This is a genomic window from Pseudomonas sp. CYM-20-01 (assembly GCF_023169845.1).
GTDB lineage: Bacteria > Pseudomonadota > Gammaproteobacteria > Pseudomonadales > Pseudomonadaceae > Aquipseudomonas > Aquipseudomonas azotoformans.
In genome coordinates, this window is record NZ_AP025169.1 from 616,456 (window position 1) to 642,827 (window position 26,372).

Here is a 26,372-nt window from a genome sequence, read left to right on the forward strand (position 1 = left end):
GAGTACTGCTTGTGGATAAGGTTCTGAACTTCAAACAAGGCCGCGTGCCGCTGCTGATCAGCATGCCCCATGCCGGCCTGCGCGTGACGCCTGCGGTCGAAGCCGGGTTGATCCCCGAGGCGCAAAGCCTGCCGGATACCGATTGGCACATTCCTGCGCTGTATGACTTCGCCGAAGAGCTGGGCGCCAGCACCCTGGCCGCCGAATACTCGCGGTTTGTCATCGACCTGAACCGGCCGTCCGACGACAAGCCGTTGTACGCCGGTGCGACCACCGGGCTGTACCCGGCGACGCTGTTCGACGGCGTGCCGTTGTTCCGCGAAGGGCTGGAGCCGTCCCAGGAGGAACGCGTCAGCTATCTGCAGAAAATCTGGGGGCCGTACCACCGTGCCCTGCAAGAAGAGCTGGCACGCCTCAAGGCCGAATTCGGCTACGCCTTGCTGTTCGATGCACACTCGATCCGCTCGGTGATCCCGCACCTGTTCGACGGAAAGTTGCCGGACTTTAACCTTGGTACGTTCAATGGCGCCGCGTGTGATCCCGAATTGGCCAGCCAATTGGAAGCCATTTGCGCCGCGCATCCGCAGTACTCCCATGTATTGAACGGACGCTTCAAGGGCGGCCACATCACTCGGCATTACGGCGACCCGGCGCAGGATATCCACGCGGTGCAGTTGGAGTTGTGCCAGAGCACTTATATGGAAGAGGTTGAGCCGTTCCGATATCGCCCTGATTTGGCCGAGCCGACGCGGGTGGTGCTGAAGCAATTGCTGGAAGGGCTATTGGCCTGGGGGCAAGCGCGTTATCGGTGAATTGCGGGGCTGCTGGAATAGCTATCGGGGGCAAGCCCCCTCCCACCTTTTGATTTATGAACCCAGTCAAATGTGGGAGGGGGCTTGCCCCCGATGGCGGTCTCACCGTCGCCCCAGTGCAACTGCCGGTCGCCACAGTTCGTGTTGAATGCATTTTCACTGCGTAAGGTTGTTGAATAAAAACAGCCGAGTGAGCGCTCATCCATGAAAAAACTGTTGTTGCCCCTCACCTGTGTCGCACTGCTCAGTGCACACGCCATGGCCGCCGAACCGGCCTCCTGCAAAAGCATCCGCATGGGCGTGGTCAGCTGGACCGATGTGATCGCCACCTCCGGCATGGCCGACGTGCTGCTCAATGGCCTGGGCTACGACAGCAAACAGACCAGCGCGGTGCAGCAGATCATCTTCGCCGGCATCCGCGACAAGCGCCTGGACATCTTCCTCGGCTACTGGAAACCCGCGATGGACAACAACATCGCGCCGTTCCTGGCGGCCAGGCAGGTCAAGGTCTTCGACACCCCGAGCCTCGCCGACGCCCAGGCCACCCTGGCCGTGCCGCAATATGTGGCCGACGCGGGCTTGAAGACCTTTGCCGACATCGCCCGCTTCAAGGACAAGCTCGGCGGCAAGATCTATGGCATCGAGCCGGGCAGCGGCGCGAACACCGATATCCAGAAAATGATCGACACCAACCGCTTCGGCCTGGGTGGCTTCAAGCTGGTGGCCTCGGGTGAGGCGGGCATGCTCGCCGCCGTGCAGCGCGCGGTGAATCGCAAGGAGTTCGTGGTGTTCGTCGGTTGGACCCCGCACCCGATGAACATCAACATGAAAATGGCCTACCTCACCGGCAGCGAAGACGTGTTCGGCCCCGACGAAGGCCGTGCCACCGTGTCCACCGTCACCGCGCCAGACTTCGCCGAGCGCTGCCCCAACGCCAACCGCCTGTTGGAGAACCTTACCTTCACCGCCGCCCAGGAAAGCCAGTTGATGGTACCGATCATGGAGCGCCAGTCGCCGCAGGAGGTGGCCAGGCAATGGTTGCGTGATCATCCCGAGGATTTGCAGCGCTGGTTGGCTGGGGTAAAGGCATTTGATGGCGGCGATGGTGTAGCGGCGGTGCAGGCGAGCCTTAAATGAGTCGATACCCGATCTCGCCGGAACTGGCGGCGTTTGTGGAGAAGACGGAGTCCTTCACGAGCGACGACGCGTCGCTGGCTGGGTTGCGCCACAGCTACGACCGCATGTGCCAGGCGTTTACCCCGCCGGTGCCCGACGGGCTGGCGATGACGGATTTTTCCCTGGCTGGCGTGAGTGTGCGCAGTTATCTGCCCGCTGCCCCCGCGCCCTTGGCTGGCTGGCCGTGCCTTCTTTATATGCACGGCGGTGGTTGGGTGGTCGGCGGGCTGGATTCCCACGACTTCATCTGCTTCGAATTGGCCACGGCCTTGCAGGTGCTGGTAATCGCTATTGATTACCGCTTGGCGCCCGAGCATCCGTTTCCGGCGGCCTATGAGGATTGCCGCGCCGTGTGGCAGGCGATCCAGGCGGGGCAGGGGCCGCATGCCATCAACCTGCAACGCCTGGTGGTGATCGGCGACAGCGCGGGCGGCAACCTGGCCGCGGCGGTGTGCCTGGGGTTGCGCGACGACCGGCAGCCACTGCCGCTGGCCCAGGTGCTGATTTACCCGGGGCTGGGCGGCCCACCTGAACTGCCGTCGCGGCGCGACTGTGCGGATGCGCCCTTGCTCAGCAGCGCCGACACTGAGAGTTACCTGGCGCTGTACCTGCAGGGCAGCGGCAAGCCCACGGCGTATGCCATGCCGCTGCTGGTCGACGACTTCAGCGGTTTGCCCAAGGCATTCATTGCCGTGGCCCAGTTCGACCCGCTGCGTGATGACGGCATGCTTTACGCCGAGCGCCTGCAAGCGGCGGGTGTGAGCAGCGTGCTGTATCCCGGCAAAGGCCTGGTGCACGGTTGCCTGAGGGCCCGGCGGCACGTACCGGAGGTGGACCGGCTCTACGATTTCCTGCTGGATTACCTGGGGAGCGAAGGGCTGACACAGGTCTAAGCGCTCTAGGACATGCTCATTGCACAATTCGGGTTTATAGTGCCAGACGGCAAAATAAAAGACGTCCCCCCAGGGATGAACCCGACCCCTTACGGAGCGCGCAATGCAGACTTGGTACCCGCAGATCAAACCCTACGCCCGGCACGATCTGGCAGTCGATGACATCCACACGCTGTACGTCGATGAAAGTGGCTCCCCCGAAGGCTTGCCCGTCGTATTCATCCATGGTGGCCCTGGTTCCGGTTGTGATGCGCAGAGCCGCTGCTACTTCGATCCCAACCTGTACCGCATCGTCACCTTTGACCAGCGCGGCTGCGGGCGCTCCACCCCGCGCGCCAGCCTGGAAAACAACACCACCTGGGACCTGGTCGCCGACCTTGAGCGCATCCGCGAGCACCTGGGCATCGAAAAATGGGTGCTGTTCGGCGGTTCCTGGGGCTCGACCCTGTCCCTTGCCTACGCGCAAACCCACCCGGAGCGCGTGCATGGCCTGATCGTGCGCGGCATCTTCCTGGCCCGCCCGCAGGACATTCATTGGTTCTACCAGGAGGGCGCGAGCCGCCTGTTCCCGGATTACTGGCAGGACTACATCGCGCCGATCCCGGTGGAAGAGCGCCACGACATGATCGCGGCCTACCACAAGCGCCTCACCGGCAACGACCAGATCGCCCAGATGCACGCGGCCAAGGCCTGGTCGGGCTGGGAAGGGCGCATGTTGGGCCTGTGCCCGAGCCCGGCGCACGTGGAGCGTTTTTCCGAGCCGCAACGCGCCCTGTCCATCGCGCGGATCGAGTGCCACTACTTCACCAACAACTCGTTCCTGGAGCCGAACCAGCTGATCCGCGATATGCACAAGATCGCCCATCTGCCTGGCGTAATCATCCATGGGCGCTACGATATGATCTGCCCTTTGGATAACGCCTGGGAGTTGCACCAGGCGTGGCCCAACAGTGAGCTGCAGGTGATTCGCGAAGCCGGCCATGCGGCGTCCGAACCCGGCATCACCGATGCCTTGGTACGTGCGACCAGCGAAATGGCACGGCGCTTGCTCGATCTGCCGCCTGAAGAAGCATGAAGGGCCTGTTGCAACGGGTGCGCGGCGCCCGGGTCGAGGTCGCGGGCGAAATCGTCGGCGCCATCGACCAGGGTTTGCTGGTGCTGGTGGCCGTCGAGCCTGCGGATACGCCGGAAAGTGCCGATAAGCTGCTGCACAAGCTGCTGAACTACCGGGTGTTCAGCGATGCCGAAGGCAAGATGAACCTGTCGTTGAAGGATATCGACGGCGGTTTGTTGCTGGTGTCGCAGTTCACCCTGGCGGCGGATACCAAGAGCGGGCTGCGGCCGAGCTTCTCCACAGCGGCGCCGCCGGCCCTGGGAGCGGCGCTTTTTGATCACTTGCTGTTACAAGCGCAACAATTGCATGGCAAGGTGGCGTCGGGGCGTTTTGGCGCGGATATGCAGGTGCATTTGGTCAATGATGGCCCTGTGACCTTCCTCTTGCAGACGTGAATGTATTAAAAACGACTTTTAATGCCTAAAAACGCAGGGTTTCGCTACAAATACTTCGTTGTCCCTGATGCGTTGTCTCGCGGGCTACTAGATAATCGCGCGCTACGGGGATCAGCGTTGTTTGGTCCATTTTTGACTTAGGTAGAGACTTGTCCGATCGCCAATGGGGAATCATTTTGCCCCAGGGGAGTCGGAACAATGCTCGCCAACCTGGCATATAGATAGCTGGCCGTTGGTTTTTTGATCTGTTTTCGGCGAGGGTTGCTCGTGATTGTTAGTCCCTGTAATGCACCAAAATTGTCTGCCAAACGGTTACGAAACGCACTGGTGACGGGCTCCGCCCTGTTTTGCCTGTTCGGCGCGGGTCAACTGTGGGCATTCAGTCTGGATGATGTGTCGGCCAAGGCAAAAGAGCTGGCCGGGCAGAAATACGAAGCTCCGCGCAGCAATCTGCCGAACGAATTCCGCGAAATGAAATTCGCGGACTACCAGAAGATTCGTTTCCGCAACGAAAAAGCCGAGTGGGCTGATCAGAACACCCCGTTCAAGCTGTCCTTCTATCACCAGGGTATGCACTTCGATACACCGGTGAAAATCAACGAAGTCACCGCCGACAGCGTCCAGGAAATCAAGTACGACCCGACACGCTTCGATTTCGGCGACGTGAAGTTTGATCCCAAAGCCACCGAACAGCTGGGTTATGCCGGCTTCCGTGTGCTGTACCCGATCAACAAGGCCGACAAGCAAGACGAAATCATGACCATGCTGGGCGCGAGCTACTTCCGCGTGGTCGGCAAGGGCCAAGCCTATGGCCTGTCTGCCCGTGGCATGGCAATCGACACGGCATTGCCTTCGGGCGAAGAATTCCCGCGTTTCACCGAGTTCTGGATCGAGCGTCCGAAACCGGGTGAGAAACAACTGGTGATCTTTGCCCTGCTGGACTCGCCGCGCGCTACCGGTGCTTACCGGCTGATCCTGCGTCCGGGCACCGACACCATTGTCGACGTGAAATCCCAGATGTTCCTGCGCGACAAGGTCAGCAAACTGGGTGTTGCCCCGTTGACCAGCATGTACCTGTTCGGCGCGAACCAGCCGTCCAAGGTGCTGAACTACCGCCGTGAGCTGCACGATTCCAGCGGCCTGTCGATCCATGCCGGCAACGGCGAGTGGATCTGGCGCCCACTGAACAACCCTAAACACCTGTCGGTCAGCAACTTCACCGTCGAGAACCCGCGTGGTTTCGGCCTGCTGCAACGCGGCCGCGACTTCAGCCACTACGAAGACCTGGACGACAACTACGACAAGCGCCCAAGCGCCTGGATCGAGCCTGAAGGCGACTGGGGCAAGGGCACCGTCAATCTGGTAGAGATTCCGACCGCCGATGAAACCAACGACAACATCGTTGCGTTCTGGAGCCCGGAAAAACTGCCGGAAGTGGGGCAGCCGCTGGACGTTTCCTACCGCCTGCACTGGACCATGGACGAAAAATCCCTGCACCCGGCCGACAGCGCCTGGGTCAAGCAGACCCTGCGTTCCACCGGTGATGTGAAGCAATCCAACCTGATCCGTCAGCCTGACGGCAGCGTGGCGTACCTGGTGGACTTCGAGGGCCCGTCCCTCAAGGCCCTGCCATCGGATGCCGCGGTACGCAGCCAGGTGAGTGTCAGCGACAACGCCGAACTGGTTGAAAACAGCGTGCGCTACAACGAGCACACCAAAGGCTGGCGCCTGACCCTGCGCATGAAGATCAAGGACGCAGGCAAGCCGACCGAAATGCGTGCGGCGCTGGTGCAGGACGTTCCGCCTCCGGCCCCTGAGCAGGACACGAGCCATGTGCTCAAGGCCGACAAGGTCCTGGCCAAGCAACACGAGAAACAGGCCAAGAAAGACGCAAAAGACAAGGAAGCCAAGCAGCCAGAAGCTGCCCCAGCCACGCCGGAGCCGATCAAGACCGAACAAGTCCTGACCGAAACCTGGAGCTATCAGTTGCCTGCCGATGAGTAATTCTCAAATCCAGCCGGAGACTCTGTCCGAGTACCTGGCGCATCTACCGATGACCGCTGAGCAGCGCGCCGAACTGGCGGGCTGCTCATCCTTCAGCGAGTTGCACGAGCGTTTGTCGTCGAAGACCTTCGACGCGCCCATCGACGCCGCCCAGGCGTCGGTTGGCACGCGGTTGACCCTCAGCACCGCCGAAGAGCTGCAGGACGCCGAAATGCTGGCCCTCGACGCCGAGGGCCGCGTGTGCCTCAAGGCTACGCCGCCGATCCGTCGCACTCGTGTGGTCCCGGAGCCGTGGCGCACCAATATCCTGGTGCGCGGCTGGCGCCGGATCACCGGGCGCAGCAACCCGCCGGCCCCGCCGAAAGATGAGCGCGTATTGCCGGCTGCCCGCTGGCGTACCGTCGGTTCGATCCGCCGCTACATCCTGCTGGTGCTGATGATCGGCCAGACCCTCGTGGCCGGCTGGTACATGAAAGGCATCATGCCGTACCAGGGCTGGTCGCTGGTCGACTTCGACGAGATCCGCAACCAGACCCTGCTGCAAACCGCGACCCAGGTACTGCCCTACGCCCTGCAAACCAGCATCCTGATCATGTTCGGGATCTTGTTCTGCTGGGTATCGGCCGGTTTCTGGACCGCGTTGATGGGCTTCCTGGAGTTGCTCACCGGTCACGATAAATACCGCATCTCCGGTAAAAGCGCCGGCGACGAGCCGATCCCGAAAGACGCCCGCACCGCGCTGGTGATGCCGATCTGCAACGAAGACGTGCCCCGGGTGTTTGCCGGTTTGCGTGCGACGTTCGAGTCGGTCGCCGCCACCGGTGACCTGGATCGCTTCGACTTCTTCGTGCTCAGCGACAGTAACGAGGCCGACATCTGCATCGCCGAACAGCAAGCCTGGCTTGACGTGTGCCGCGAAGCCGGTGGTTTCGGCAAGATCTTCTATCGTCGTCGTCGCCGTCGCGTGAAGCGTAAGAGCGGCAACCTCGACGACTTCTGCCGTCGCTGGGGCGGTGACTATAAATACATGGTCGTACTCGACGCCGACAGCGTGATGAGCGGCGAATGCCTGACCAGCCTGGTGCGCCTGATGGAAGCCACGCCGGATGCGGGGATTATCCAGACCGCGCCGCGTGCGTCGGGCATGGACACCCTGTATGCGCGCATGCAGCAGTTCGCTACTCGTGTGTACGGCCCGCTGTTCACCGCCGGCCTGCACTTCTGGCAGCTGGGTGAATCCCACTACTGGGGTCACAACGCGATCATCCGCATGAAACCGTTCATCGAGCATTGCGCCCTGGCGCCGTTGCCGGGCAAGGGCGCGTTCGCCGGTTCCATCCTGTCCCACGACTTCGTTGAAGCCGCGCTGATGCGCCGTGCCGGCTGGGGCGTGTGGATTGCCTACGACCTGCCGGGCAGCTATGAAGAGCTGCCGCCGAACCTGCTGGATGAACTCAAGCGTGACCGTCGCTGGTGCCACGGTAACCTGATGAACTTCCGCCTGTTCCTGGTCAAAGGCATGCACCCGGTGCACCGTGCGGTGTTCCTGACGGGTGTGATGTCCTACCTGTCGGCGCCGTTGTGGTTCCTGTTCCTGGTGCTGTCCACGGCCTTGCTGGCGGTGAACACCCTGATGGAACCGCAGTACTTCATGGCACCCCGCCAGTTGTACCCGCTGTGGCCGCAATGGCATCCGGACAAGGCGGTGGCGCTGTTCTCCACCACCATCGTGCTGCTGTTCCTGCCGAAACTGCTGAGCATCATCCTGATCTGGGCCAAGGGCGCCAAAGAGTTCGGTGGCAAGTTCAAGGTGACCTTGTCGATGCTGCTGGAGATGCTGTTCTCCATGCTGCTGGCGCCGGTGCGGATGATCTTCCACACCCGCTTCGTCCTCGCCGCGTTCCTCGGCTGGGCCGCGACCTGGAACTCACCGCAGCGTGACGACGACTCCACCCCGTGGAGCGAGGCCGTCAAGCGTCATGGTCCGCAAACCGTGCTGGGCTTCCTGTGGGCGCTGTTGGTGGTGTGGTTGAACCCGAGCTTCCTGTGGTGGCTGGTGCCGATCGTCGGTTCGTTGATGCTGTCGATCCCGGTGTCGGTGATTTCCAGCCGTGTCGGGCTGGGTCTCAAATCCCGCGACGAGAGCCTGTTCCTGATCCCTGAGGAATACAATCCGCCGCAAGCGCTGCTGTCTACCGACAAGTACACCCACGAAAACCGTTGGCACGCGCTGAATGACGGCTTTGTGCGTTCGGTGGTCGACCCGCAGCAGAACGCTTTGGCTTGCGCCCTGGCAACCTCGCGTCACGCCCAGGCCGAACCGATCGAGTACCTGCGTACCGAACGTGTGCGCCACGCGCTGAAAGTCGGCCCTGCCGGCCTCAGCAACGGCGAACGCCTGGCCCTGCTCAGTGACCCGGTCGCCCTGGCGCGCCTGCACGAGCAGGTCTGGAGCGAAGGTCATGCCGAGTGGCTCGCCGCCTGGCGGGACTCGATCAAGGCAGATCCGCATGCACCGTTGCTGCCGCTGCAACCGCTGTCGTCCCAGGCCCAACCGGCCTGATTCAGGCACCCCCGAGGGCTCGCCTCGGGGGTGTTCGCAGCGCTGGTCCTACAGCGTTTCCCGCGTTTTCTCTGTTGTGCCAACACCTTGTTATTTCGAAACAAAAGACCCTCGCTTGAGGCGTATTGCCGTGCCCGTGGCTGAGTTAGCATCGCCCCCGCATTTGACTTGGCACGGGGGGATTCATGATCAAACGGTATGTTTTGGCGCTGCTCATAGGCGCTGTCGCTTTCATTCACATGGGCCTGGCCCAGGCCGGCGCGATTGATGACGCCGTTCGGCGCGGCGTGCTGAAAGTCGGCACCACACCCACTTACGTGCCCTTCGAAATGACCGATAAACAGGGGCGCATCGTTGGGTTTGAAATCGACCTGCTCAAGGTCATGAGCCAAGCCCTCGGGGTCGAACTTGAGTTGGTCGTGGTGCCCTACACCGAACTGGTGGCGGGGCTCTTGGCGAAGAAGTTCGACCTGATCGGCAGCGGCATGACCGTCACCCAGGAACGCAACCTCAAGCTGAATTTCAGCGATTCGTTCATCGTCGTTGGCCAGTCGGTGTTGTTGCACCCAAGCCTTGCGGGCAAGGTCACCAGTGTCGAAGACCTCGATGATCCCGGCTACCGAATTGCCGCCACCGAAGGCACCACCGGCGAGTCATCGGCCCGACGTTTTCTGGGGGCGGCGCGACTCAGCAGTTTTGCCACGCCGGAGGAAGGCGTACGCCAGGTGGTGCAGGGCAAGGCTGACGCCTTTATTCATGACGCCCCCTACAACCTGATCGCCCTGAACCGCCCGGAAAACAGCGCGCTGTTGGCGTTGGAACAACCCTTCACCTTCGAACCCCTGGCGTTCGGCTTGAAAAAAGGTGATTTCGACAGCCTCAACTGGATCAACCATTTCCTCAATCAGGTGGCGCAGGACGGGACCTATGATCGCTTGCACGACAAGTGGTTTAAAGACACCGACTGGCTGGTGGAAATCGACTGAAAGTCATAACTGCTTACACATCAAGCCGTTGCCCGAGCTGCCTGAGCAAGTGTCTACCCCTGCGGTTTGCTGCAGCGTTGTGGGGCTTTTCCGACATACGCCGACAACAAATAGCCGTGAAACCTTTGTGGCGGCAGGCGAGTGGGTTAGGATCGCACCCCGAAATGGTGCAGCCCTTTTGCGCGCCGATCTCATAAGAATGGTTCAGGGGACTTGATGATGAAAAAGTATCTTTCGATGCTGCTGCTCGGCGTCACCGCGCTGGTCGCGGCCAATGCGGCCCAGGCCGGTGCGATCGACGATGCAGTCAAGCGCGGCACGCTGAAGGTCGGCATGGACCCGACCTACATGCCGTTCGAAATGACAGATAAACGCGGTGAAATCATCGGTTTCGAAGTCGACATCCTCAAGGCCATGGCCAAGTCCATGGGCGTCAAGCTGGAGCTGGTCTCCACCGGCTACGACGGCATCATTCCGGCCTTCCTGACCGGCAAGTTCGACATGATCGGCAGCGGCATGACCCTGACCCAGGAACGCAACCTGCGCCTGAACTTCAGCGAACCGTTCATCGTGGTCGGCCAGACCCTGCTGATTCGCAAGGAGCTGGAAGGCACCATCAAGTCCTACAAAGACCTGAACGACGAGAAATACCGCCTGACTTCCAAGCTGGGCACCACGGGTGAAATGGTCGCCAAGAAGCTGATCTCCAAGGCCAAGTACCACGGCTACGACAACGAGCAGGAAGGCGTGCTGGACGTGGTCAACGGCAAGGCCGATGCCTTCGTGTATGACGCGCCGTACAACGTGGTTGCCGAGAAGAAAGTCGGCAACGGCAAGCTGGTGTTCCTGGAAGAACCCTTCACCTTCGAACCCCTGGCGTTTGGCTTGAAGAAGGGCGACTACGACAGCATCAACTTCATCAACAACTTCCTGCACCAGATCCGTAATGACGGTACCTACGATCGCATCCATGACAAGTGGTTCAAGAGCTCCGAGTGGCTCAAGGACATGGAATAACGCTTCAGACCGAGTTGCCTGTATCGCAGGCAAGCCAGCTCCCACATTTGACGGTGTTCACACATCAACATGTGGGAGGGGGCTTGCCCGCGATGGCGGCCTCACAGGCAACACAAATCGCGGAAAGTGAAATGAAACAGAAAAAAGCCCAATGGCCCTGGCACCTGCTGACCGTGGTCGTGCTGGTCGGCCTGGCCGGCGCCTTGTACTACGCCACTTCGCTGATGTCCTACGAGTGGCGTTGGAACCGTGTACCGCAATACTTCGCCTACCAGGCCGAAACATCCCAGCGCGCCGCTGACATCTCCACCGTGGTCGAGCTGGTACGCAAAGGCGATGTGGCCGAAGTCACCCTGCGCAACGACGCAGGCGCCGAGCAAAAGCTGACCGTGGCCGACAACAGCCTGCAAGTGGCGCGTGGCGACGATGTGGCCGAAGGCGACGTGGTGGGCGTGACCCGGCAGTGGGCGTTGGGCCCGTTGATGTGGGGCTTGTGGACCACGCTGTGGTTGTCGGTGGTGTCCGGCATCCTCGGTTTGGCGATCGGGCTGGCGACGGGTTTGTGTCGCTTGTCCAGCAACCCGACCCTGCGGGATCTGTCGACGATCTACGTCGAACTGGTGCGTGGTACACCACTGTTGGTGCAGATCTTCATTTTCTATTTCTTTATCGGCACAGTGCTCAACCTGTCTCGGGAGTTCGCCGGGATCGCCGCGCTGTCGCTGTTTACCGGTGCCTACGTGGCGGAAATCGTCCGCGCCGGCGTGCAGTCCATCACCCGTGGCCAGAACGAAGCCGCCCGCTCCCTGGGCCTGAGTGCCAGCCAGTCGATGCGCCACGTGGTGTTGCCGCAGGCGTTCAAGCGTGTGCTGCCGCCGTTGGCCGGGCAATTTATCAGCCTGGTGAAGGACACGTCCCTGGTGTCGGTGATCGCGATTACCGAGCTGCTCAAGAGCGGTCGTGAAGTCATCACCACCTCGTTCTCACCGTTTGAAATCCTGTTCTGTGTCGCAGGCCTGTACCTGCTGATCAACCTGCCGCTGTCGAAAATGGCCAGCCGGCTTGAGCGGAGGCTCGCGCAAAGTGATTGAAGTCCGCGATCTGGTAAAAGTCTTCGACACCCGTGGCCATGTGGTCCGCGCGGTGGACCACGTCACCACGCAGGTGGCCAAGGGCGAAGTGCTGGTGGTCATCGGCCCGTCCGGCTCCGGCAAGTCCACCTTCCTGCGTTGCCTTAACGGCCTGGAGGAATTCGACTCCGGCTCGGTGAGCATCGACGGCCTGCAACTGGCTGACCCGAAGACCGATGTGAACGCCTACCGCCGCGAAGTCGGCATGGTGTTCCAGCACTTCAACCTGTTCCCCCACATGACTGTGCTGGAGAACCTGTGCCTGGCGCAGAAAGTCGTGCGCAAGCGCGGCAAGCAGGAGCGTGAGGCCAAAGCCCTGGCGCTGCTGGAAAAGGTTGGCATCGCCCAGAAAGCCAACGAGTTTCCGTCGCGCCTGTCTGGCGGGCAGCAGCAACGGGTTGCGATTGCCCGGGCCCTGGCGATGGAGCCCAAGGTGATGCTGTTCGATGAACCCACCTCCGCGCTGGACCCGGAAATGGTCGGCGAAGTGCTGGATGTGATGAAGACCTTGGCCCTGGAAGGCATGACCATGGTCTGCGTCACCCACGAAATGGGCTTTGCCCGCGAAGTGGCTGATCGCGTGCTGTTCTTCGACCATGGCAAGTTGCTCGAAGATGCCGCCCCGGCCGAGTTCTTTGATGCACCGAAAGACCCACGAGCCCAGGCTTTCCTGCGCCAGGTCCTGTAAGGCTCAGAGCCTGAATTTGCCGACCAGCGTCTGCAAATCCAGGCTCAGTTTGGTCAGTTGGACGCTCGCCGCCGCTGTTTCCTCGCTGGCGGCGGCGGTCTGTTCCGACACATCCCGCACCTTCAACACGCTGCGATTGATCTCTTCGGCCACCGCACTTTGCTGTTCGGCCGCAGCGGCAATTTGCGGGTTCATTTCCTGGATCACCGAGACCGTGCGCGCAATCGCCGCCAGGGCGTCACCTGCGTCGCGGGTCAGCTCGACACTGTCGTCGGTCAGGCTGCGGCTGCTGTCCATGATGTCGGCGACTTGCTGGGTGCCGGTCTGCAACCCCTGGATCAGTCCTTCGATTTCTTCGGCCGATTCCTGGGTGCGCTGTGCAAGGCTGCGTACTTCATCGGCCACCACCGCAAAGCCTTCGCCGGCCGTGCCCGCGCGTGCGGCTTCGATTGCGGCGTTCAGCGCCAGCAGGTTGGTCTGCTGGGACACCGATTTGATCACATCCAGCACGCTGCCGATCTTCTGGCTTTCTTGCTGTAACGCCAGCATCGCCCGGCCCGCGAGGGCCATCTCATCTGCCAGTTGGCTTATCTGCTCAACGGCCTGGGTCACCACTTTCTCCCCGGCGCTGGCTTGCAGATCGGCTTCGTTCGCCGCGACCGAGGCTTGCTCGGCGTGCCGGGCAACTTCCTGTGTGGTGGCGAGCATTTCGTTCATGGCGGTTGCCACTTGATCGGTTTCGTCTTTTTGGTGGTTGATGCCGGTGTGACTGTGTTCGGTAACGGCCGACAGCTGTGTGGCGGCGCTGGCGACCTGGCGGGCGCTGTCGCCGATGCCGCTGATCAGGCTGCGCAGGTTGCGGTTCATGTCACTGATAGTTCGCAGCAATTGCCCCAACTCATCGCGGCGTTCCACTTGGATGTCATGGCTGAGATCGCCCTGGGAGATGCGGTTGGCAGACACCAGCACCTGGCGTAGCGGCACGGCGATCTGGCGAGCGATCCACCAGGCTGCAAGGGCACCGAGCAGCAGGGCAGCCACCGTGACGCTGATGAGCAGTGTCCGGGTGTTGTCGGCTTCCTTGCCGCGCTTGAGAATCTGGCCATTGCTCACCGCTTCGCTTTGTTCAAGCAACTGGTTGAGCTGCGTTTCAAACCGCCCCTGCGCAGTTTCGGTGGTGAGCTGAGCGTCCTTGAGCTTGATCAACTGCGCGCGATAGTTCGCCAGGTCGGTTTTAAGCAAGGTTGAATCGATCGGCAGGTCTGTCACGGCCGCTTGGGCAATGTCCAGGGCATCGAGGGCCTGGCCGACGGCTTCGGCATAGGCTTGCAGCGACTCCTCCGCCCAGGCGGGGCTTCGGGCGCGGTCCTCGGCTTGCTCCATAGCCTGGCGCAGGTTCTCGATGGCATCGAGTGCCTGCTGGTCCTGCTGGTCAGGCAGTTCGCTGGCGAGTTGTGCGAGCGTGTCGCTGGCCTGGAGTGCTGTGGCGTGGAGGGGGGAGCGCAAGTTCTCGCGCGCCTGGATCAACGGCGGCAGCTCCACCAGCGCCGCCTTGAAGCTGGCCGACAGGCGTTCCGCTTCCTGGACGCGCTGCAAGTCGGCTGGGTCTTTCAGATGGGTTGACAGGAAGCGGAGGTGCTCATCGATCTGAACGACTTGCCTCTTCATTTTGTCCAGGCTGGCCGTGTCCGCCAGGGTCCGGTACACGATACGGTCCGCACGCATGGCTTCAGCAACAACCGACAGTTGGCTCAAGGCAGTCAGGTTGCCTGAGCGGAACAACACCGCATTCAGGGCTTGCCAGCCGGCCACGGCGATGGCGAAGCTGAGCATGAGCACCTGGCCAAACCCCAGGGCGAGCTTGAGGCGGACGCTGGCATTGACCAGCCAACGGGTCAGTAGAGGAAGCATGATGAACCTCCAAATCTGAAAAAGCGTTTCGCGACAAAAGAAACGCTAATTCGATTCGGAGTATTGCTGGGCTGATAACTGCGTAGGAAATTTCACAAGGTGCTGATTAGATGCGGAAGCGCCCCACCAGTGTCTGCAGGTAAATGCCCAGGCGTGCGAGCTCGGCACTGGAGGCGGCGGTTTCTTCACTGGCCGAAGAGGTTTGTTCCGACACATCGCGCACGTTCAATACGCTGCGGTTGATCTCCTCAGCCACCGCACTTTGCTGTTCTGCGGCAGTGGCAATCTGCGAGTTCATCGCCTGGATGGTCGAGACCGTGCGCGTGATGCTCGCCAACGCGCTGCCGGCGCGACGGGTCAACTCGACGCTGCTGTCGGTGAGGTCACGGCTGTTGTCCATGATGGTCGCGACCTGCTGGGTGCCGCTTTGCAGGCCGACGATCAGTTCTTCGATCTCTTCAGTGGACTTCTGCGTGCGCTGGGCCAGGCTGCGCACCTCATCCGCCACCACGGCGAAACCTCGTCCGGCTTCCCCGGCACGTGCGGCCTCAATCGCGGCGTTGAGGGCCAGCAGGTTGGTTTGTTGCGCTACGGACTTGATCACATCAAGCACACTGCCGATCTTGTCGCTTTCGCGCTTCAGGTCACCCATGGCGACGGTGGAATTGCCCACCTCGGTGGCCAGGCGTTCGATCTGGGCGATGGCTTCGCCCACCACCTTGTCACCCTCGCGGGCCTGCTGATCGGCGGCCACGGCGGCCTCAGAGGCTTCCTCGGCGTTACGCGCCACTTCCTGCACGGTAGCCGCCATCTCGTTCATGGCGGTGGCGACCTGGTCGGTCTCGACCTTCTGGCTGTTGACGCCGGCGCTGGTTTGTTCGGTCACGGCCGACAGCTGCTCGGCGGCGCTGGCGATCTGGGTGACGCCGTCGCTGATCCCGCCGATCAGCTCACGCAAGCCGACGGTCATGCTTTGCATGGCGCGTTGCAACTGGCCCAGTTCATCCTGGCGCAAGGAAGTGAGGTTGTGGCTCAGGTCGCCGGAGGCTACGCGTTCTGCCACCTGCAGCGTCTGGTTCAGCGGAATGATGATCTGGCGGGTGATGGCCCAGGCGGCCACCAGACCGAAGATCAGCGCCAGCACGGTCGCCAGCAGCAACAGTTGTTTGGCCCGCGCGGCGTCGGCATCGCGTACCACGGTTTGCGAGGTGGTGAGTTTTTCGCTGTGGTTCTGCAGGGTCTCGCCTTGGGCGCTCATGATTTTCAGCGCGTCGGCGGCGGCCGTCTGGGAGTCACGGTACTGGCTGACGGCCGCGCGGTAGGCTTGCAGTGAAGTGCTGGCCTCCTGCAGGTTGGCCTGGTACTGCGCAGGCAATTGGCCCTCCAGCGCGGTGATTTTCTTCACGGCGTTATCAATCGCGTCGAGGGCCGGCTGCTCCGCCTCGACCTTGGCACTGTAGGTGTAGCCGCGTACCTGGAAGCGTGCCTGCTGGATCAGTTTGCTCAGGTCGACCACGCTGTTGAACTGCGTGACGCTGTCACCTTGCAGCAGGGACTTTTCCACCTCATTGACCTTGGCCACGGCGTTGTCGGCGGTGTCGCCCAGCTTGCTGCGCGCGCCTTCACGCTTGAGCCCGGCCTGGACCATGGCGCCGAAGGCTTTTTTGTATTGGTTCAAGGCGTCCTGTTGCTGTTCCACCAAGGCCTTGTCGTCGGGTTGCTCGATCAGGTCGGCGGCGGTCTTGAGGCCGCTGTCCAGTTTGGCGATCAGGCCGTTGACCGCGTCCGTGCCTTGTTCGCCGCGACGCATTTCGAAGTCCAGGCGCGCCAGGCGCAAGTCCTTGGTCAGTCCGTTGAGGCTGGAGATATAGCCCAGCTTGTCACCGCGACTGGTGACATCCCCCAAGCCGGTCCAACCGGTGAAGGTGATCATCAACGTGAGCAGCAATACCAGGCCGAAGCCCACGCCAAGTTTGGTTTTGACGCTGACATTCCCCAGCTTTTCGGCTAACCAACGATACATGCTGCGAACTCCCCTGGAACAAGGCTTGGACTTATCCAGAGGATATCGGCCAGCACGCGCAATTCTGTAGCGAAGCTGTACCCATGTGGGAGGGGGCTTGCCCCCGATTGCAGTGGTTCAGCAATGGATAAGCTGGATGACACACCGCTATCGGGGGCAAGCCCCCTCCCACCGGGTTGCTTAGGGAAGTTAGAAGAGTCGGGCCAGCAGGGCGGTGACGGCGGTTTCGACGCGCAGGATGCGGGCGCCCAGTTGCACCGGCTGCAAACCGGCCTTGGCCAGCAGGTCCACTTCGTAGGGAATCCAGCCACCTTCCGGGCCGATGGCCAGGGTCACCGGCTCATCCAGCCCGCGGGGGCAGGCTGGGTAGTCGCCAGGATGACCGACCAGGCCCAGGGTGCCTTCAGTCATCGCCGGCAGGCGGTCCTCGACAAACGGCTTGAAGCGCTTCTCGATAATGATCTCGGGCAGTACCGTATCCCGCGCCTGTTCCAGGCCGAGGATCAGTTGCTCGCGAATCGCCTCGGGTTCCAGGAACGGCGTTTGCCAGAAGCTCTTTTCCACCCGGTAACTGTTGACCAGCACCACCTTGGGCACGCCCATGGCCGCCACGGTCTGCAGCACCCGGCGCAGCATCTTCGGGCGCGGCAGGGCCAGCAGCAGGGTCAGCGGCAGTTTGGCCGGCGGCGGTTGGTCGAAGCTCACATGCAACTCGGCTTCACTGGCCTCCAGGCGCAACAGTTGGGCATTGCCCATCAAGCCACCCATGCGGCCGACGCGCAGGCTGTCGCCTACGGCGGCGCGGTGGACTTCCTGCATGTGCACCAGGCGCCGATCACGCAACACTACGCGGTCGGCCGCGATGAAATCGGCCTCCTCCAGCAGCAGCAGGTTCACGGCTGGGTCGCTGGCGGCTGGTCGTCGTCGCGCTGGTCATCCGGGTGTTCGCCGCGCTTGCTGATCAGGCTGCTAAACAGGATGCCGATCTCGAACAGCATCCACATCGGCACGGCCAGCAGGGTCTGGGAGAAGATGTCCGGCGGCGTGAGGATCATGCCGACCACGAAGCAGCCGATGATCACGTACGGGCGGATCTTCTTCAGGTACGCCACGTTGACCACGCCGATCCATACCAGCAGCACCACGGCCACCGGGATTTCGAAGGCCACGCCAAAGGCGAAGAACAGCGTCATCACGAAGTCGAGGTAGCTGGTGATGTCGGTCATCATTTCCACACCGGCCGGGGTGGCGGCGGCGAAGAACTTGAAGATCAGCGGGAACACCAGGAAGTAGGCGAACGCCATGCCGGTGTAGAACAGCAGGATGCTCGACACCAGCAACGGCACCGCGATGCGTTTCTCGTGCTTGTACAGGCCCGGCGCGATGAAGCCCCAGATCTGGTGCAGGATTACCGGGATCGCCAGGAACAGCGAAACCATCATGGTCAGCTTCAGCGGCGTGAGGAACGGCGACGACACGTCGGTGGCGATCATCGTCGCGCCGGCCGGCAGGTACTGGCGCAGCGGCGTGGAGACGAAAGTGTAGATCTGCTGGGTAAAGGCGAACAGCCCGGCAAAGATGATGAAGATGGCCGCTACGCAGCGCAGCAGGCGGGTACGCAGCTCGGTGAGGTGCGAGACCAGCGGCATATGCTGGTCGTTTTCCGGTTTATCAGCGCTCATGGGGCTCGCGGCGGCAATGTAGGGTCATGGGGCGCGGGCGACGCGGCAGGCGTCGGCGCAGGCTCGGTTGGGGCGGTCGGTGCGACGGGGGCGGCTTCAACGGTCGGCGCGATGCTGTTTTCAGCCGCAGGCTCCACCGGTTTGGCAGGCTCCTGCACGGGCGCCAGAATCTTGCGGGCTTCCTGCTCCAACGAGAGGATGTGCTCGTTGTGCAGTTGCCGGCGAATCTCGTCGGCGCCGATTTCCCGTTCAACTTCCTGTTTGATTGCGTTGAAACTGCGTTTCAGGCGCCCGATCCACAGGCCGGCCGTGCGCGCGGCACCGGGCAGGCGTTCCGGCCCCAATACCAGCAGGGCCACGAGGCCGACGAGCAGCAGTTCAGAGAAGCTGATACCAAACATTAGTCAGTGCTCACGAGTCTTTGCGGGTCGGCTCTTCGACTTTCTCAGCCTGCACGTCGAAGGTGCGACGCTCGGTGATCGGCTGGGTGGCCTGCGGGTGCACAGGCTGCGCCGGAGGCACGGGGTTGACGGCAGGGTCGGCCGGCTTTTCGTCGTCGTTCATGGCTTTACGGAAGCCCTTGATCGACTCGCCCACATCGGTGCCCAGGTTCTTGAGTTTCTTGGTGCCGAATACCAGTACCACCACCACCAGAATGACGATCCAGTGTTTCCAGTCAAAAATGCCCATGCTGCGTATCCTCTAGTCTTGGTTATTCAGGCGGACGGGCGCGAGGCCTTCTCGGCGTGCCCGGACAAGCCGAAGCGACGGTCCAGTTCATCCAGCACAGCCTGTGGGTGCTGCCCCAGTTGGGCGAGCATGACCAGGCTATGGAACCACAGGTCGGCGGTCTCGTAGATGACATCGCTGTAATCGCCGCTGAGCTGCGCATCCTTGGCGGCGATGATGGTCTCGATGGACTCTTCGCCGAGTTTTTCCAGAATCTTGTTCAGGCCCTTGTGGTACAGGCTGGCGACGTAGGAGCTGTCGGCGTCCGCGCCTTTGCGGTCTTCCAGCACCTGGGCCACACGGTTCAGGGTATCGCTCATGTCTAGTGTCCTGCCGAGTAGATGGCGTGCGGGTCTTTGAGCACCGGTTCCACGACTTTCCATTCGCCGTTCTCGAACACGCGATAGAAGCAGCTGTGACGGCCGGTGTGGCAGGCGATATCGCCGATCTGCTCGACCATCAGGATCACCACGTCGGCGTCGCAGTCGATGCGCATCTCGTGCAGGGTCTGCACGTGCCCGGACTCTTCGCCCTTGCGCCACAGTTTGCCACGCGAGCGTGACCAGTAGATGGCGCGCTGCTCAGTGGCGGTGAGGCTCAGGGCATCGCGGTTCATCCAGGCCATCATCAGCACGCGCCCGGTCTTGTAGTCCTGGGCAATGGCCGGCACCAGGCCGTCACTGTCCCACTTGATCTCGTCCAGCCAGTCTTTCATGTTCGGCTCCGGCAATTTGCGACAGTGTATAACCGGATTGGCTACCGACGCACGATCAGATAAACACCCACGGCGACCATGATGCCGGCCGGCCAGTGGCCCAGTGGGTTCAGCGGGCCACCGATGGTCAGCATCACGCCGCCGACCAGGTGTGCGGCGCCCAGCAGGCGCAGGAACCAGTCGTCCTTGCGCTTGTGCCACGGCGGCGCCGGGTCCTTGGCGTGGGGCTGGGACATGCGCTCCAGCAGGTCGCGGGTCATGTTGGCCAGGTGCGGCAGTTGTTCCATCTGGCTGTGCAGGTTGCCCAGCACGGTTTTCGGGCTCATCCGCTCGCGCATCCAGCGTTCGAGGAACGGTTGCGCGGTGTTCCACAGGTCGAGGTCCGGGTACAGCTGGCGGCCCAGGCCTTCGATGTTCAGCAGGGTTTTTTGCAGCAGTACCAGCTGCGGCTGCACTTCCATATTGAAGCGCCGCGCGGTCTGGAACAGGCGCATCAGCACCTGTCCGAAGGAAATATCTTTTAACGGTTTTTCGAAGATCGGCTCGCACACCGTGCGGATCGCCGCTTCGAACTCGTTGAGCTTGGTTTCCGCCGGAACCCAACCTGAGTCGATGTGCAATTGCGCCACGCGGCGGTAGTCGCGCTTGAAGAAGGCGAACAGGTTGCGCGCCAGGTAATCCTGGTCTTCCGGGGTGAGGCTGCCGACGATGCCGCAGTCTATCGCGATGTACTGCGGGCTCCACGGGTTGACGGTGCTGACGAAGATGTTGCCCGGGTGCATGTCGGCGTGGAAGAAACTGTCGCGGAACACCTGGGTGAAAAAGATCTCCACGCCGCGCTCGGCGAGCATCTTCATGTCGGTGCGCTGGTCGGCCAGGGTCGCGAGGTCGGTGACCTGCACGCCGTAGATGCGCTCCATCACCAGCACTTTGGGGCGGCACCAGTCCCAATACACTTGCGGCACGTACAGCAGCGGCGAGCCTTCGAAGTTGCGCTTGAGCTGGCTGGCGTTGGCCGCCTCGCGCAGCAGGTCGAGTTCGTCGTAGATGGTTTTTTCGTAGTCGGCGACCACGTCCACCGGGTGCAGCAGGCGTGCATCGGCGCTGAAGCGTTCGGCAGCGCGGGCGAGGATGAACAGCCACGCCAGGTCCTGGCCGATGATCGGCTTGAGGCCGGGGCGGATCACCTTCACCACCACTTCTTCGCCGGTCTTGAGCTGCGCGGCGTGCACCTGGGCGACCGAGGCCGAGGCCAGCGGGTCGACGTCGAAGCGGCTGAACACGTCGCTGATCTTCTTGCCCAGTTGCTCTTCGATGAGCTTCATCGATTGCTGAGAGTCGAACGGTGGCACGCGGTCCTGCAGCAGCATCAGCTCGTCGGCGATGTCTTCGGGCAGCAGGTCGCGGCGCGTCGAGAGGATCTGCCCGAACTTGATGAAGATCGGCCCCAGGTCCTGCAAGGCCAGGCGCAGGCGTGCGCCTCTGCTGAGTTCCAGCTGTTTGCGCGGGAACCAGCGCCATGGCAGCACATAGCGCACGGCGAGCAGGAACCACGGCAGGGGCAGGGCGAACAGCAGGTCATCGAGGCGGTAGCGGATTACGACGCGCTGGATACGAAACAAACGGCGGACGGCGAGCAGCTTCATGCGTTATCGCTTGGATCAAGGGAACGGCTCAGGCGCTCGAAGCGCGCCTCAAGGCGTTCCAGGTCGATTTTGGCCTTGTCGAGTTCACGAAAGCGCGCTTGCGCTTCCCGCTCCCCGACCAGGGTGCGCGATTCTTCGCTCAGGTATTCGGCGAGGTTCTGGTTGAGGCTGGCGAACCCTTGCTGGTACCAGCGCGAACGGCTGCGCAGGTGCCCGCTGATCAACTGGGTGGCGACGGGGCCGATCCAGCGCGACAGTTCGTATTCCCAGTCCAGTTCCAGGTCCTGCAGCACGGCGGCGAGGTCCATCAGCACCGAACTGTCGCCTTCCAACTCCACTTCGGCGCTGTGCAGGATGGCGGTCTTGTTGCGGCTCAGGGCCAAGTGCAACAGGCTCGATGCCGGCGCACGCAGGGTGCAGTCGGATTCGGCGGCCCATTGGGTCGCGAGCATCAGGCCTTCTTCGCTGGGCAGGATAAACAGCTGCAAGGTGGGGCTGCGGCAATCGACGGCAATCACTTTGCCGTTGAGGTGCGCAAGCCGCGCCAGGGCGGTGCTGTCCAGGCGCAGTACACGGTTGAGGCCGTGTTCTGCGCTGGCGAGAAGACCTTTGATCAGCATCAGGGCTTGATACCGCGGTGCAGGGCGACGATGCCCGACGTCATGTTGTGGTAGGTCACGCGGTCGAAACCGGCCTCTACCATCATCGACTTCAGGGTTTCCTGGTCGGGGTGCATGCGGATCGATTCGGCCAGGTAGCGATAGCTCTCGGCGTCATTGGTGATCAGCTTGCCCATCAACGGCATGAAGGCAAACGAGTAGGTGTCGTAGACCTTGGACATCAGCGCGTTGGTCGGCTTGGAGAACTCCAGCACCAACAGGCGGCCACCCGGCTTGAGCACGCGCAGCATGGAGCGGATCGCGTCTTCCTTGTGGGTGACGTTACGCAGGCCAAAGGCGATGGTCACGCAATCGAAATGGTTGTCCGGGAACGGCAGCTTCTCGGCATCCGCCTGGACGAACTCGATATTGCCGGCCACGCCTTTGTCCAGCAGGCGATCACGACCGACCTTGAGCATCGAACCATTGATGTCGGCCAGCACGACCTGGCCGGTTGGGCCAACGAGCTTGGAGAACTTGGCTGCCAAATCGCCTGTGCCGCCGGCGATGTCCAGCACGCGGTTGCCGGTGCGCACGCCCGACAACTCGATGGTGAAGCGCTTCCACAGGCGGTGCATGCCGCCTGACAGCACGTCGTTCATCAGGTCGTACTTGGCCGCGACGGAGTGGAACACCTCGGCGACTTTTTCCGCCTTTTGGCTTTCCGGGACGTTCTTGAAGCCGAAGTGAGTGGTGGGTTCGGCATCGCTGCCTTTGCGCTGATCAGTCATATCGCTGTCACCAAAAGAGAATGCGGGACATGATAATCCCCAAGGCCTGCTTTGTCTTGGCAAGGCTGAAGGTAAGATGGGCGGTCAGCGAGACCTTTTGCCGCATCGAAGGTATCCAAGTCCCTATAAAGAGGAGTCATTGCAATGGCCCGTATAACTGTTGAGCGTGCACATTCCCTGGGTAAAGAGGGCGCGCGGGCAAAGGCCGACAAGTTGGCGCACAAACTCAAGGAGCAATACGGCCTGGAGCCGTCGTGGTCCGGCGATACCTTGAACCTCAAGCGTTCGGGGGTTAAAGGCACAGTGGTAGTGGCCGAAGATTCGCTGCGTATTGATGTGGAGCTGGGTCTGTTGATGTCAGCCATGAGTGGCACCATCAAGTCTGAAATCGAAAAGGCGTTGGACAAGGCGTTGGCGTGATCCCATTGTTCTTAGGGTGCCGATTCTAATTTTCCCGCCTACTTTGTGCCCAAGCCCTCAACTCCTGTGGGCCGTTCCTCCCCCCTATTCTGCGTGAGGTGCACCATGGCCAAAGTTATCCTGAAGAAAAAAATCGACGCCCAGACCACCACCCTGAGCGAGGTTAAGTCCTACGCCCGCAAGATTTGGTTGGCCGGTCTGGGTGCTTACGCCAAAGTCGGAAGCGAGGGCGGCGAGTACTTCAAAGAGCTGGTTAAAACCGGTCAACATGTTGAAAGCAAAGGCAAAAAAGTTGCAGTTGAACAACTTGAAGCCGCCAACAGTCAGATTGACCAAGTAAAGAGTAATGTCTCCACGGTCAAAGGTCTGGTAGAAGTTCAGCTGGATAAAGTTGAAAAAGCTTTTGATACTCGCGTTGCCAGTGCCTTGAATCGAATCGGCATTGCGTCTAAACATGACGTTGAGACACTCTCTGCTAAGCTCGAAGAGCTGACGACATTGCTAGAACGTGTCGCGCGTAAACACTAAGGAGACATCGGGATGGCTGTTAAAAAGACTACTCAGAAAGAAGGCAGCTCGTGGGTCGGGGAAGTTGAAAAATATTCCCGTAAGATCTGGCTTGCTGGTTTAGGCGTGTACTCGAAGGTTAGCACTGACGGCGGTAAATACTTCGAGACTTTGGTCAAGGACGGCGAGAAAGCCGAGAAGTTGACCAAAACCACGGTTGGAAAAAAAGTTGAAGCGGCCAAGGCAACTGCCGGCTCCGCCAAATCCAGCATTGCTGACACTTGGGAGAAGTTGGAACAGACTTTCGACAAGCGTCTCGCCAGTGCTGTTTCGCGACTGGGCGTGCCGAGCAAGGCTGAACTGAAAACGCTGCACAGCAAGGTCGATACCCTGACCAAGCAAATTGAAAAACTCACCGGCGCTAAAGTGGCTCCCGTGAAAGCGGCCGCTGCAAAACCGGCTGCCAAGCCGGCGGCTAAAACTGCTGCGGCCAAACCCGCTGCGAAACCTGCGGCCAAGCCTCTGGTAAAAGCCGCCGCCAAGCCTGCGGCAAAACCTGCGGCTAAAGCTGCTGCCAAGCCAGCCGCCAAGACCGCAGCCGCAAAACCGGCCGCTAAACCAGTGGCCGCCAAGGCTGCTGCCAAGCCGGCCGCTAAACCTGCTGCAAAACCAGCGGCCAAAGCCGCGGCAAAACCGGCTGCCAAACCAGCCGCTAAAACCGCAGCCGCCAAGCCTGCTGCCAAGCCGGCAGCCGCGAAACCAGCCGCCAAGCCAGCAGTTGCAAAACCTGCGGCGAAACCCGCTGCCAAGCCTGCGGCAAAACCCGCCGCCGCCAAGAAGCCAGCGGCCGCGAAGAAACCCGCCGCCGCCAAGCCTGCAACAGCGCCAGTCGCTTCGACAGCCAACTCGGTGTCCGCGCCAACGCCAGCACCTGCTACCCCGACTGCAACGCCGGCAACACCGACGCCATCCAGTCAGTCCTGATTTTCCGGGGCACACAAAAATGCCCGGCCTGCGAAGGTCGGGCATTTTTTTGCCTGAGTCTCAGAGCGTCAGTTGTAGGTGATCGACACGGTCACGTTGGTGACCAGCGTCCCTTGAGTGACATCCGCAGCGGTGTGGCTGACAGCGTAGTAGCCCGACAGTGGCAGCACGGCTTTCCGGTTGCTGGTTGGCACCGTACGGGTACGTTGGGCGGGGGTTCCGTTGGCCGGGATGGTCACCGCGGAAGGCGTGCGATGCACGAGCCATAAGCCCGTGCCCTTGGATGTGCCCGTGTTGGCAAACAACCCGGCGTTTCCACCCGAAGGGGTGCCTGTGAACAGGAAGTGCACGTTGCGGATATCGGACTCGCAGTCGGCGGTAACGTCAAACTGCCGTTCGCCGGTGTAGGTGATGTTGTCAAAGTCTGAAATCTTGATGGTCGGCAATACGATGCTGCGGCTCACATCGCCAGCCGCCAGGTTGCACGTACCGGCATTGACCTGGCCGGTGAATCTCAGTGTTCCGGTGGTCGCGGCCTGCACCGCATGGGTGGCCAGGCTTGCAGTGATTGCCAGCAGGAGAGGCAGGGTTTGGATCTTCATCAGGTGGTCCTTTGGGGGTCAGTTGTAGGTGATGTTGACGGTGGTGGTGCTGGCGAGCGTGCCTTGGCGAACCGTGCCGTTTTTGTAGTAGGCCGCGCCCAGCGGCAAGACCGCACGATTGCCCGAGACGGCGACCGTGCGTGTGGCGTTGTTGCTGATGGTCTGGTTGGCCCCACTGGTGCGCGAGTACAGCCACAGGGCGATACCGCCAGCAGTGCCGGTATTGCTGAAGAGCGAGGTGTTCCCGGGGGCGGGAGTTCCGGTAAAGCGGAAGGTGACGCTGGATGCATTGCTGCAAGTGGCCGACAGCTCGAAGTTGCTCGCACCTGCGCTGTTAGCGTTGTTGAACGCGCTCACCCGCACGGTAGGCAGTGGGATGGTGCGGTTGACGTCGCCTGTCGCCAGGTCGCAGGTGGCGGCCGGCCTGACGAAACGTACGGCGCTGCCCAGTTGCAAGCGGAACGTGTTTGAGGATTTAAGCCATTTCTGTTCGAAGAAGGAACCTGGGGGCACTGTCCCGCTGGTGACGGGACCGATCTTGTAGAAGGTCGCTTCTGCCGAGGTGAAGCTTGAGACCGGTCCGGTAATATTGACCCGGGGTGTGTTATGAAGCGTAAAAATTGCGTTGAGTCCGCTATTTGTTGTCATCCTGACGGCCACGCCAACGCCTGGAACTTCGGTTGGGTGCAGGCCCTGGTTATGATTATTGGGGTAGCGCCCGTTGATCCACTGGGTTGCCAGTACGCAGAACGTGTTCCAGCCGGGAGCCGCACCATTGAATGCCTGGCGAATGATCACACCGTTGACGGGCAGGCTGTCAGGTACAGGGATAGTCGCCGGCAGATTGAGGGTTAGTGTGTCGTTCTGATACTTGGGGCAACTTGCTTGGGCGGCGATTGGCATCCCGATCCACAGCATTAGCGAAACAAGTTTTATTGTTGGTTTCATTTTCCTCGGTTTCCCCATGACAGAGAGGCCCGCTCTA

The 26,372-nt window shown here is 61.4% G+C and carries 27 protein-coding genes; 14 read left to right on the forward strand and 13 right to left on the reverse strand.

All coding sequences use genetic code 11. The features are described 5' to 3' along the window. The first annotated feature begins 11 nt into the window (after positions 1-11). The 11 genes from hutG (at position 12) to M2497_RS02800 (ending at position 12,778) form a co-directional block, all read left to right on the forward strand. Positions 12-812, forward strand: coding sequence for an N-formylglutamate deformylase (gene hutG / locus M2497_RS02750; protein ID WP_248485747.1), 801 nt, complete (start codon positions 12-14; stop codon positions 810-812). A gap of 204 nt (positions 813-1,016) precedes the next feature. After that, positions 1,017-1,949, forward strand: a complete 933-nt coding sequence (locus M2497_RS02755; RefSeq protein WP_248485748.1) for a choline ABC transporter substrate-binding protein — start codon at positions 1,017-1,019, stop codon at positions 1,947-1,949. Beyond that, positions 1,946-2,881 (forward strand): alpha/beta hydrolase, encoded by a 936-nt coding sequence (locus M2497_RS02760; protein ID WP_248485749.1) that lies wholly within the window; start codon positions 1,946-1,948, stop codon positions 2,879-2,881. The genes M2497_RS02755 and M2497_RS02760 overlap by 4 nt, the downstream gene beginning before the upstream one ends. Positions 2,882-2,984: 103 nt before the next feature. Next, the gene (gene pip / locus M2497_RS02765; RefSeq protein ID WP_248485750.1) at positions 2,985-3,956 is read left to right on the forward strand and encodes a prolyl aminopeptidase; all 972 of its coding nucleotides are present in this window, start codon (positions 2,985-2,987) and stop codon (positions 3,954-3,956) included. Then, the gene (gene dtd / locus M2497_RS02770; RefSeq protein ID WP_248485751.1) at positions 3,953-4,390 is read left to right on the forward strand and encodes a D-aminoacyl-tRNA deacylase; all 438 of its coding nucleotides are present in this window, start codon (positions 3,953-3,955) and stop codon (positions 4,388-4,390) included. The genes pip and dtd overlap by 4 nt, the downstream gene beginning before the upstream one ends. Before the next feature lie 267 nt (positions 4,391-4,657). Beyond that, positions 4,658-6,394, forward strand: a complete 1,737-nt coding sequence (locus M2497_RS02775; protein WP_071497236.1) for a glucan biosynthesis protein G — start codon at positions 4,658-4,660, stop codon at positions 6,392-6,394. After that, positions 6,387-8,957, forward strand: coding sequence for a glucans biosynthesis glucosyltransferase MdoH (gene mdoH / locus M2497_RS02780; RefSeq protein ID WP_248485752.1), 2,571 nt, complete (start codon positions 6,387-6,389; stop codon positions 8,955-8,957). The genes M2497_RS02775 and mdoH overlap by 8 nt, the downstream gene beginning before the upstream one ends. A gap of 185 nt (positions 8,958-9,142) precedes the next feature. Continuing rightward, entirely contained in the window at positions 9,143-9,943 is an 801-nt protein-coding gene (locus tag M2497_RS02785; RefSeq protein ID WP_248485753.1) for a transporter substrate-binding domain-containing protein, read from the forward strand. A gap of 219 nt (positions 9,944-10,162) precedes the next feature. Beyond that, positions 10,163-10,960 (forward strand): transporter substrate-binding domain-containing protein, encoded by a 798-nt coding sequence (locus M2497_RS02790; protein WP_058423699.1) that lies wholly within the window; start codon positions 10,163-10,165, stop codon positions 10,958-10,960. Positions 10,961-11,091: 131 nt separating this feature from the next. Further along, the gene (locus M2497_RS02795) at positions 11,092-12,051 is read left to right on the forward strand and encodes an amino acid ABC transporter permease (RefSeq protein WP_071492396.1); all 960 of its coding nucleotides are present in this window, start codon (positions 11,092-11,094) and stop codon (positions 12,049-12,051) included. Continuing rightward, positions 12,044-12,778 (forward strand): amino acid ABC transporter ATP-binding protein, encoded by a 735-nt coding sequence (locus tag M2497_RS02800; RefSeq protein ID WP_057724449.1) that lies wholly within the window; start codon positions 12,044-12,046, stop codon positions 12,776-12,778. Before M2497_RS02795 ends, M2497_RS02800 begins: the two co-directional genes overlap by 8 nt. Positions 12,779-12,781: 3 nt before the next feature. Here the strand turns inward: M2497_RS02800 and M2497_RS02805 are convergent, their stop codons facing one another. The 11 genes from M2497_RS02805 to ubiE all read right to left on the reverse strand — a co-directional run bounded on the left by M2497_RS02805 (position 12,782) and on the right by ubiE (position 22,874). Then, positions 12,782-14,689, reverse strand: a complete 1,908-nt coding sequence (locus M2497_RS02805) for a methyl-accepting chemotaxis protein (protein ID WP_248485754.1) — start codon at positions 14,687-14,689, stop codon at positions 12,782-12,784. A gap of 106 nt (positions 14,690-14,795) precedes the next feature. After that, a complete protein-coding gene (locus M2497_RS02810) occupies positions 14,796-16,712 on the reverse strand; it encodes a methyl-accepting chemotaxis protein (RefSeq protein WP_248485755.1) in 1,917 nt (638 codons plus the stop codon). Positions 16,713-16,901: 189 nt separating this feature from the next. Further along, positions 16,902-17,609: a 16S rRNA (uracil(1498)-N(3))-methyltransferase gene (locus M2497_RS02815; RefSeq protein ID WP_248485756.1), complete on the reverse strand. Its 708-nt coding sequence runs from the start codon at positions 17,607-17,609 to the stop codon at positions 16,902-16,904. Next, entirely contained in the window at positions 17,606-18,394 is a 789-nt protein-coding gene (gene tatC / locus M2497_RS02820; RefSeq protein WP_058423693.1) for a twin-arginine translocase subunit TatC, read from the reverse strand. Before tatC ends, M2497_RS02815 begins: the two co-directional genes overlap by 4 nt. Beyond that, positions 18,391-18,795 (reverse strand): Sec-independent protein translocase protein TatB, encoded by a 405-nt coding sequence (tatB, locus tag M2497_RS02825; RefSeq protein ID WP_248485757.1) that lies wholly within the window; start codon positions 18,793-18,795, stop codon positions 18,391-18,393. The genes tatC and tatB overlap by 4 nt, the downstream gene beginning before the upstream one ends. Before the next feature lie 10 nt (positions 18,796-18,805). Then, positions 18,806-19,084, reverse strand: a complete 279-nt coding sequence (locus tag M2497_RS02830; RefSeq protein WP_016979166.1) for a twin-arginine translocase TatA/TatE family subunit — start codon at positions 19,082-19,084, stop codon at positions 18,806-18,808. Between the two features lie 26 nt (positions 19,085-19,110). Continuing rightward, entirely contained in the window at positions 19,111-19,443 is a 333-nt protein-coding gene (locus M2497_RS02835) for a phosphoribosyl-ATP diphosphatase (protein WP_058423691.1), read from the reverse strand. A 2-nt stretch (positions 19,444-19,445) separates the two neighbouring features. Next, a complete protein-coding gene (gene hisI, locus M2497_RS02840; protein WP_248485758.1) occupies positions 19,446-19,838 on the reverse strand; it encodes a phosphoribosyl-AMP cyclohydrolase in 393 nt (130 codons plus the stop codon). A 41-nt stretch (positions 19,839-19,879) separates the two neighbouring features. After that, complete coding sequence (gene ubiB / locus M2497_RS02845; protein ID WP_248485759.1) at positions 19,880-21,484, reverse strand: ubiquinone biosynthesis regulatory protein kinase UbiB; 1,605 nt, start codon at positions 21,482-21,484, stop codon at positions 19,880-19,882. Continuing rightward, positions 21,481-22,104: an SCP2 domain-containing protein gene (locus M2497_RS02850; RefSeq protein ID WP_248485760.1), complete on the reverse strand. Its 624-nt coding sequence runs from the start codon at positions 22,102-22,104 to the stop codon at positions 21,481-21,483. Before M2497_RS02850 ends, ubiB begins: the two co-directional genes overlap by 4 nt. Beyond that, a complete protein-coding gene (gene ubiE / locus M2497_RS02855; RefSeq protein WP_003171186.1) occupies positions 22,104-22,874 on the reverse strand; it encodes a bifunctional demethylmenaquinone methyltransferase/2-methoxy-6-polyprenyl-1,4-benzoquinol methylase UbiE in 771 nt (256 codons plus the stop codon). Before ubiE ends, M2497_RS02850 begins: the two co-directional genes overlap by 1 nt. 144 nt (positions 22,875-23,018) lie before the next feature. On the opposite strand from ubiE, the gene M2497_RS02860 reads away from it, so the two are divergent. From M2497_RS02860 to M2497_RS02870, 3 genes are all read left to right on the forward strand, one after another. Next, positions 23,019-23,294 carry a polyhydroxyalkanoic acid system family protein gene (locus tag M2497_RS02860; protein WP_078046488.1) on the forward strand — a complete coding sequence of 92 codons (276 nt, stop codon included), beginning with the start codon at positions 23,019-23,021 and terminating at the stop codon, positions 23,292-23,294. A gap of 105 nt (positions 23,295-23,399) precedes the next feature. After that, complete coding sequence (locus M2497_RS02865) at positions 23,400-23,822, forward strand: phasin family protein (protein WP_248485761.1); 423 nt, start codon at positions 23,400-23,402, stop codon at positions 23,820-23,822. Between the two features lie 12 nt (positions 23,823-23,834). Beyond that, positions 23,835-24,785: a phasin family protein gene (locus tag M2497_RS02870; RefSeq protein WP_248485762.1), complete on the forward strand. Its 951-nt coding sequence runs from the start codon at positions 23,835-23,837 to the stop codon at positions 24,783-24,785. Positions 24,786-24,853: 68 nt separating this feature from the next. Here M2497_RS02870 and M2497_RS02875 read toward each other — a convergent pair whose 3' ends face one another. Beyond that, positions 24,854-25,387 (reverse strand): fimbrial protein, encoded by a 534-nt coding sequence (locus M2497_RS02875; RefSeq protein WP_248485763.1) that lies wholly within the window; start codon positions 25,385-25,387, stop codon positions 24,854-24,856. A gap of 18 nt (positions 25,388-25,405) precedes the next feature. Further along, complete coding sequence (locus tag M2497_RS02880) at positions 25,406-26,335, reverse strand: fimbrial protein (protein WP_248485764.1); 930 nt, start codon at positions 26,333-26,335, stop codon at positions 25,406-25,408. Positions 26,336-26,372: the final 37 nt, after the last annotated feature.

What these genes read in the sequence shown, in the direction of transcription:
- M2497_RS02880 (WP_248485764.1), bottom strand. Translation starts at nt 26,335, where the DNA reads ATGAAACCAACAATAAAACTTGTTTCGCTAATGCTGTGGATCGGGATG.
- M2497_RS02785 (WP_248485753.1), top strand. Translation starts at nt 9,143, where the DNA reads ATGATCAAACGGTATGTTTTGGCGCTGCTCATAGGCGCTGTCGCTTTC.
- M2497_RS02850 (WP_248485760.1), bottom strand. Translation starts at nt 22,104, where the DNA reads ATGCTGATCAAAGGTCTTCTCGCCAGCGCAGAACACGGCCTCAACCGT.
- M2497_RS02835 (WP_058423691.1), bottom strand. Translation starts at nt 19,443, where the DNA reads ATGAGCGATACCCTGAACCGTGTGGCCCAGGTGCTGGAAGACCGCAAA.
- M2497_RS02865 (WP_248485761.1), top strand. Translation starts at nt 23,400, where the DNA reads ATGGCCAAAGTTATCCTGAAGAAAAAAATCGACGCCCAGACCACCACC.
- M2497_RS02755 (WP_248485748.1), top strand. Translation starts at nt 1,017, where the DNA reads ATGAAAAAACTGTTGTTGCCCCTCACCTGTGTCGCACTGCTCAGTGCA.
- M2497_RS02875 (WP_248485763.1), bottom strand. Translation starts at nt 25,387, where the DNA reads ATGAAGATCCAAACCCTGCCTCTCCTGCTGGCAATCACTGCAAGCCTG.
- ubiE (WP_003171186.1), bottom strand. Translation starts at nt 22,874, where the DNA reads ATGACTGATCAGCGCAAAGGCAGCGATGCCGAACCCACCACTCACTTC.
- pip (WP_248485750.1), top strand. Translation starts at nt 2,985, where the DNA reads ATGCAGACTTGGTACCCGCAGATCAAACCCTACGCCCGGCACGATCTG.
- M2497_RS02830 (WP_016979166.1), bottom strand. Translation starts at nt 19,084, where the DNA reads ATGGGCATTTTTGACTGGAAACACTGGATCGTCATTCTGGTGGTGGTG.
- dtd (WP_248485751.1), top strand. Translation starts at nt 3,953, where the DNA reads ATGAAGGGCCTGTTGCAACGGGTGCGCGGCGCCCGGGTCGAGGTCGCG.
- M2497_RS02805 (WP_248485754.1), bottom strand. Translation starts at nt 14,689, where the DNA reads ATGCTTCCTCTACTGACCCGTTGGCTGGTCAATGCCAGCGTCCGCCTC.
- hisI (WP_248485758.1), bottom strand. Translation starts at nt 19,838, where the DNA reads ATGAAAGACTGGCTGGACGAGATCAAGTGGGACAGTGACGGCCTGGTG.
- ubiB (WP_248485759.1), bottom strand. Translation starts at nt 21,484, where the DNA reads ATGAAGCTGCTCGCCGTCCGCCGTTTGTTTCGTATCCAGCGCGTCGTA.
- M2497_RS02795 (WP_071492396.1), top strand. Translation starts at nt 11,092, where the DNA reads ATGAAACAGAAAAAAGCCCAATGGCCCTGGCACCTGCTGACCGTGGTC.
- mdoH (WP_248485752.1), top strand. Translation starts at nt 6,387, where the DNA reads ATGAGTAATTCTCAAATCCAGCCGGAGACTCTGTCCGAGTACCTGGCG.
- tatB (WP_248485757.1), bottom strand. Translation starts at nt 18,795, where the DNA reads ATGTTTGGTATCAGCTTCTCTGAACTGCTGCTCGTCGGCCTCGTGGCC.
- M2497_RS02870 (WP_248485762.1), top strand. Translation starts at nt 23,835, where the DNA reads ATGGCTGTTAAAAAGACTACTCAGAAAGAAGGCAGCTCGTGGGTCGGG.
- M2497_RS02860 (WP_078046488.1), top strand. Translation starts at nt 23,019, where the DNA reads ATGGCCCGTATAACTGTTGAGCGTGCACATTCCCTGGGTAAAGAGGGC.
- M2497_RS02760 (WP_248485749.1), top strand. Translation starts at nt 1,946, where the DNA reads ATGAGTCGATACCCGATCTCGCCGGAACTGGCGGCGTTTGTGGAGAAG.
- M2497_RS02810 (WP_248485755.1), bottom strand. Translation starts at nt 16,712, where the DNA reads ATGTATCGTTGGTTAGCCGAAAAGCTGGGGAATGTCAGCGTCAAAACC.
- tatC (WP_058423693.1), bottom strand. Translation starts at nt 18,394, where the DNA reads ATGAGCGCTGATAAACCGGAAAACGACCAGCATATGCCGCTGGTCTCG.
- M2497_RS02790 (WP_058423699.1), top strand. Translation starts at nt 10,163, where the DNA reads ATGAAAAAGTATCTTTCGATGCTGCTGCTCGGCGTCACCGCGCTGGTC.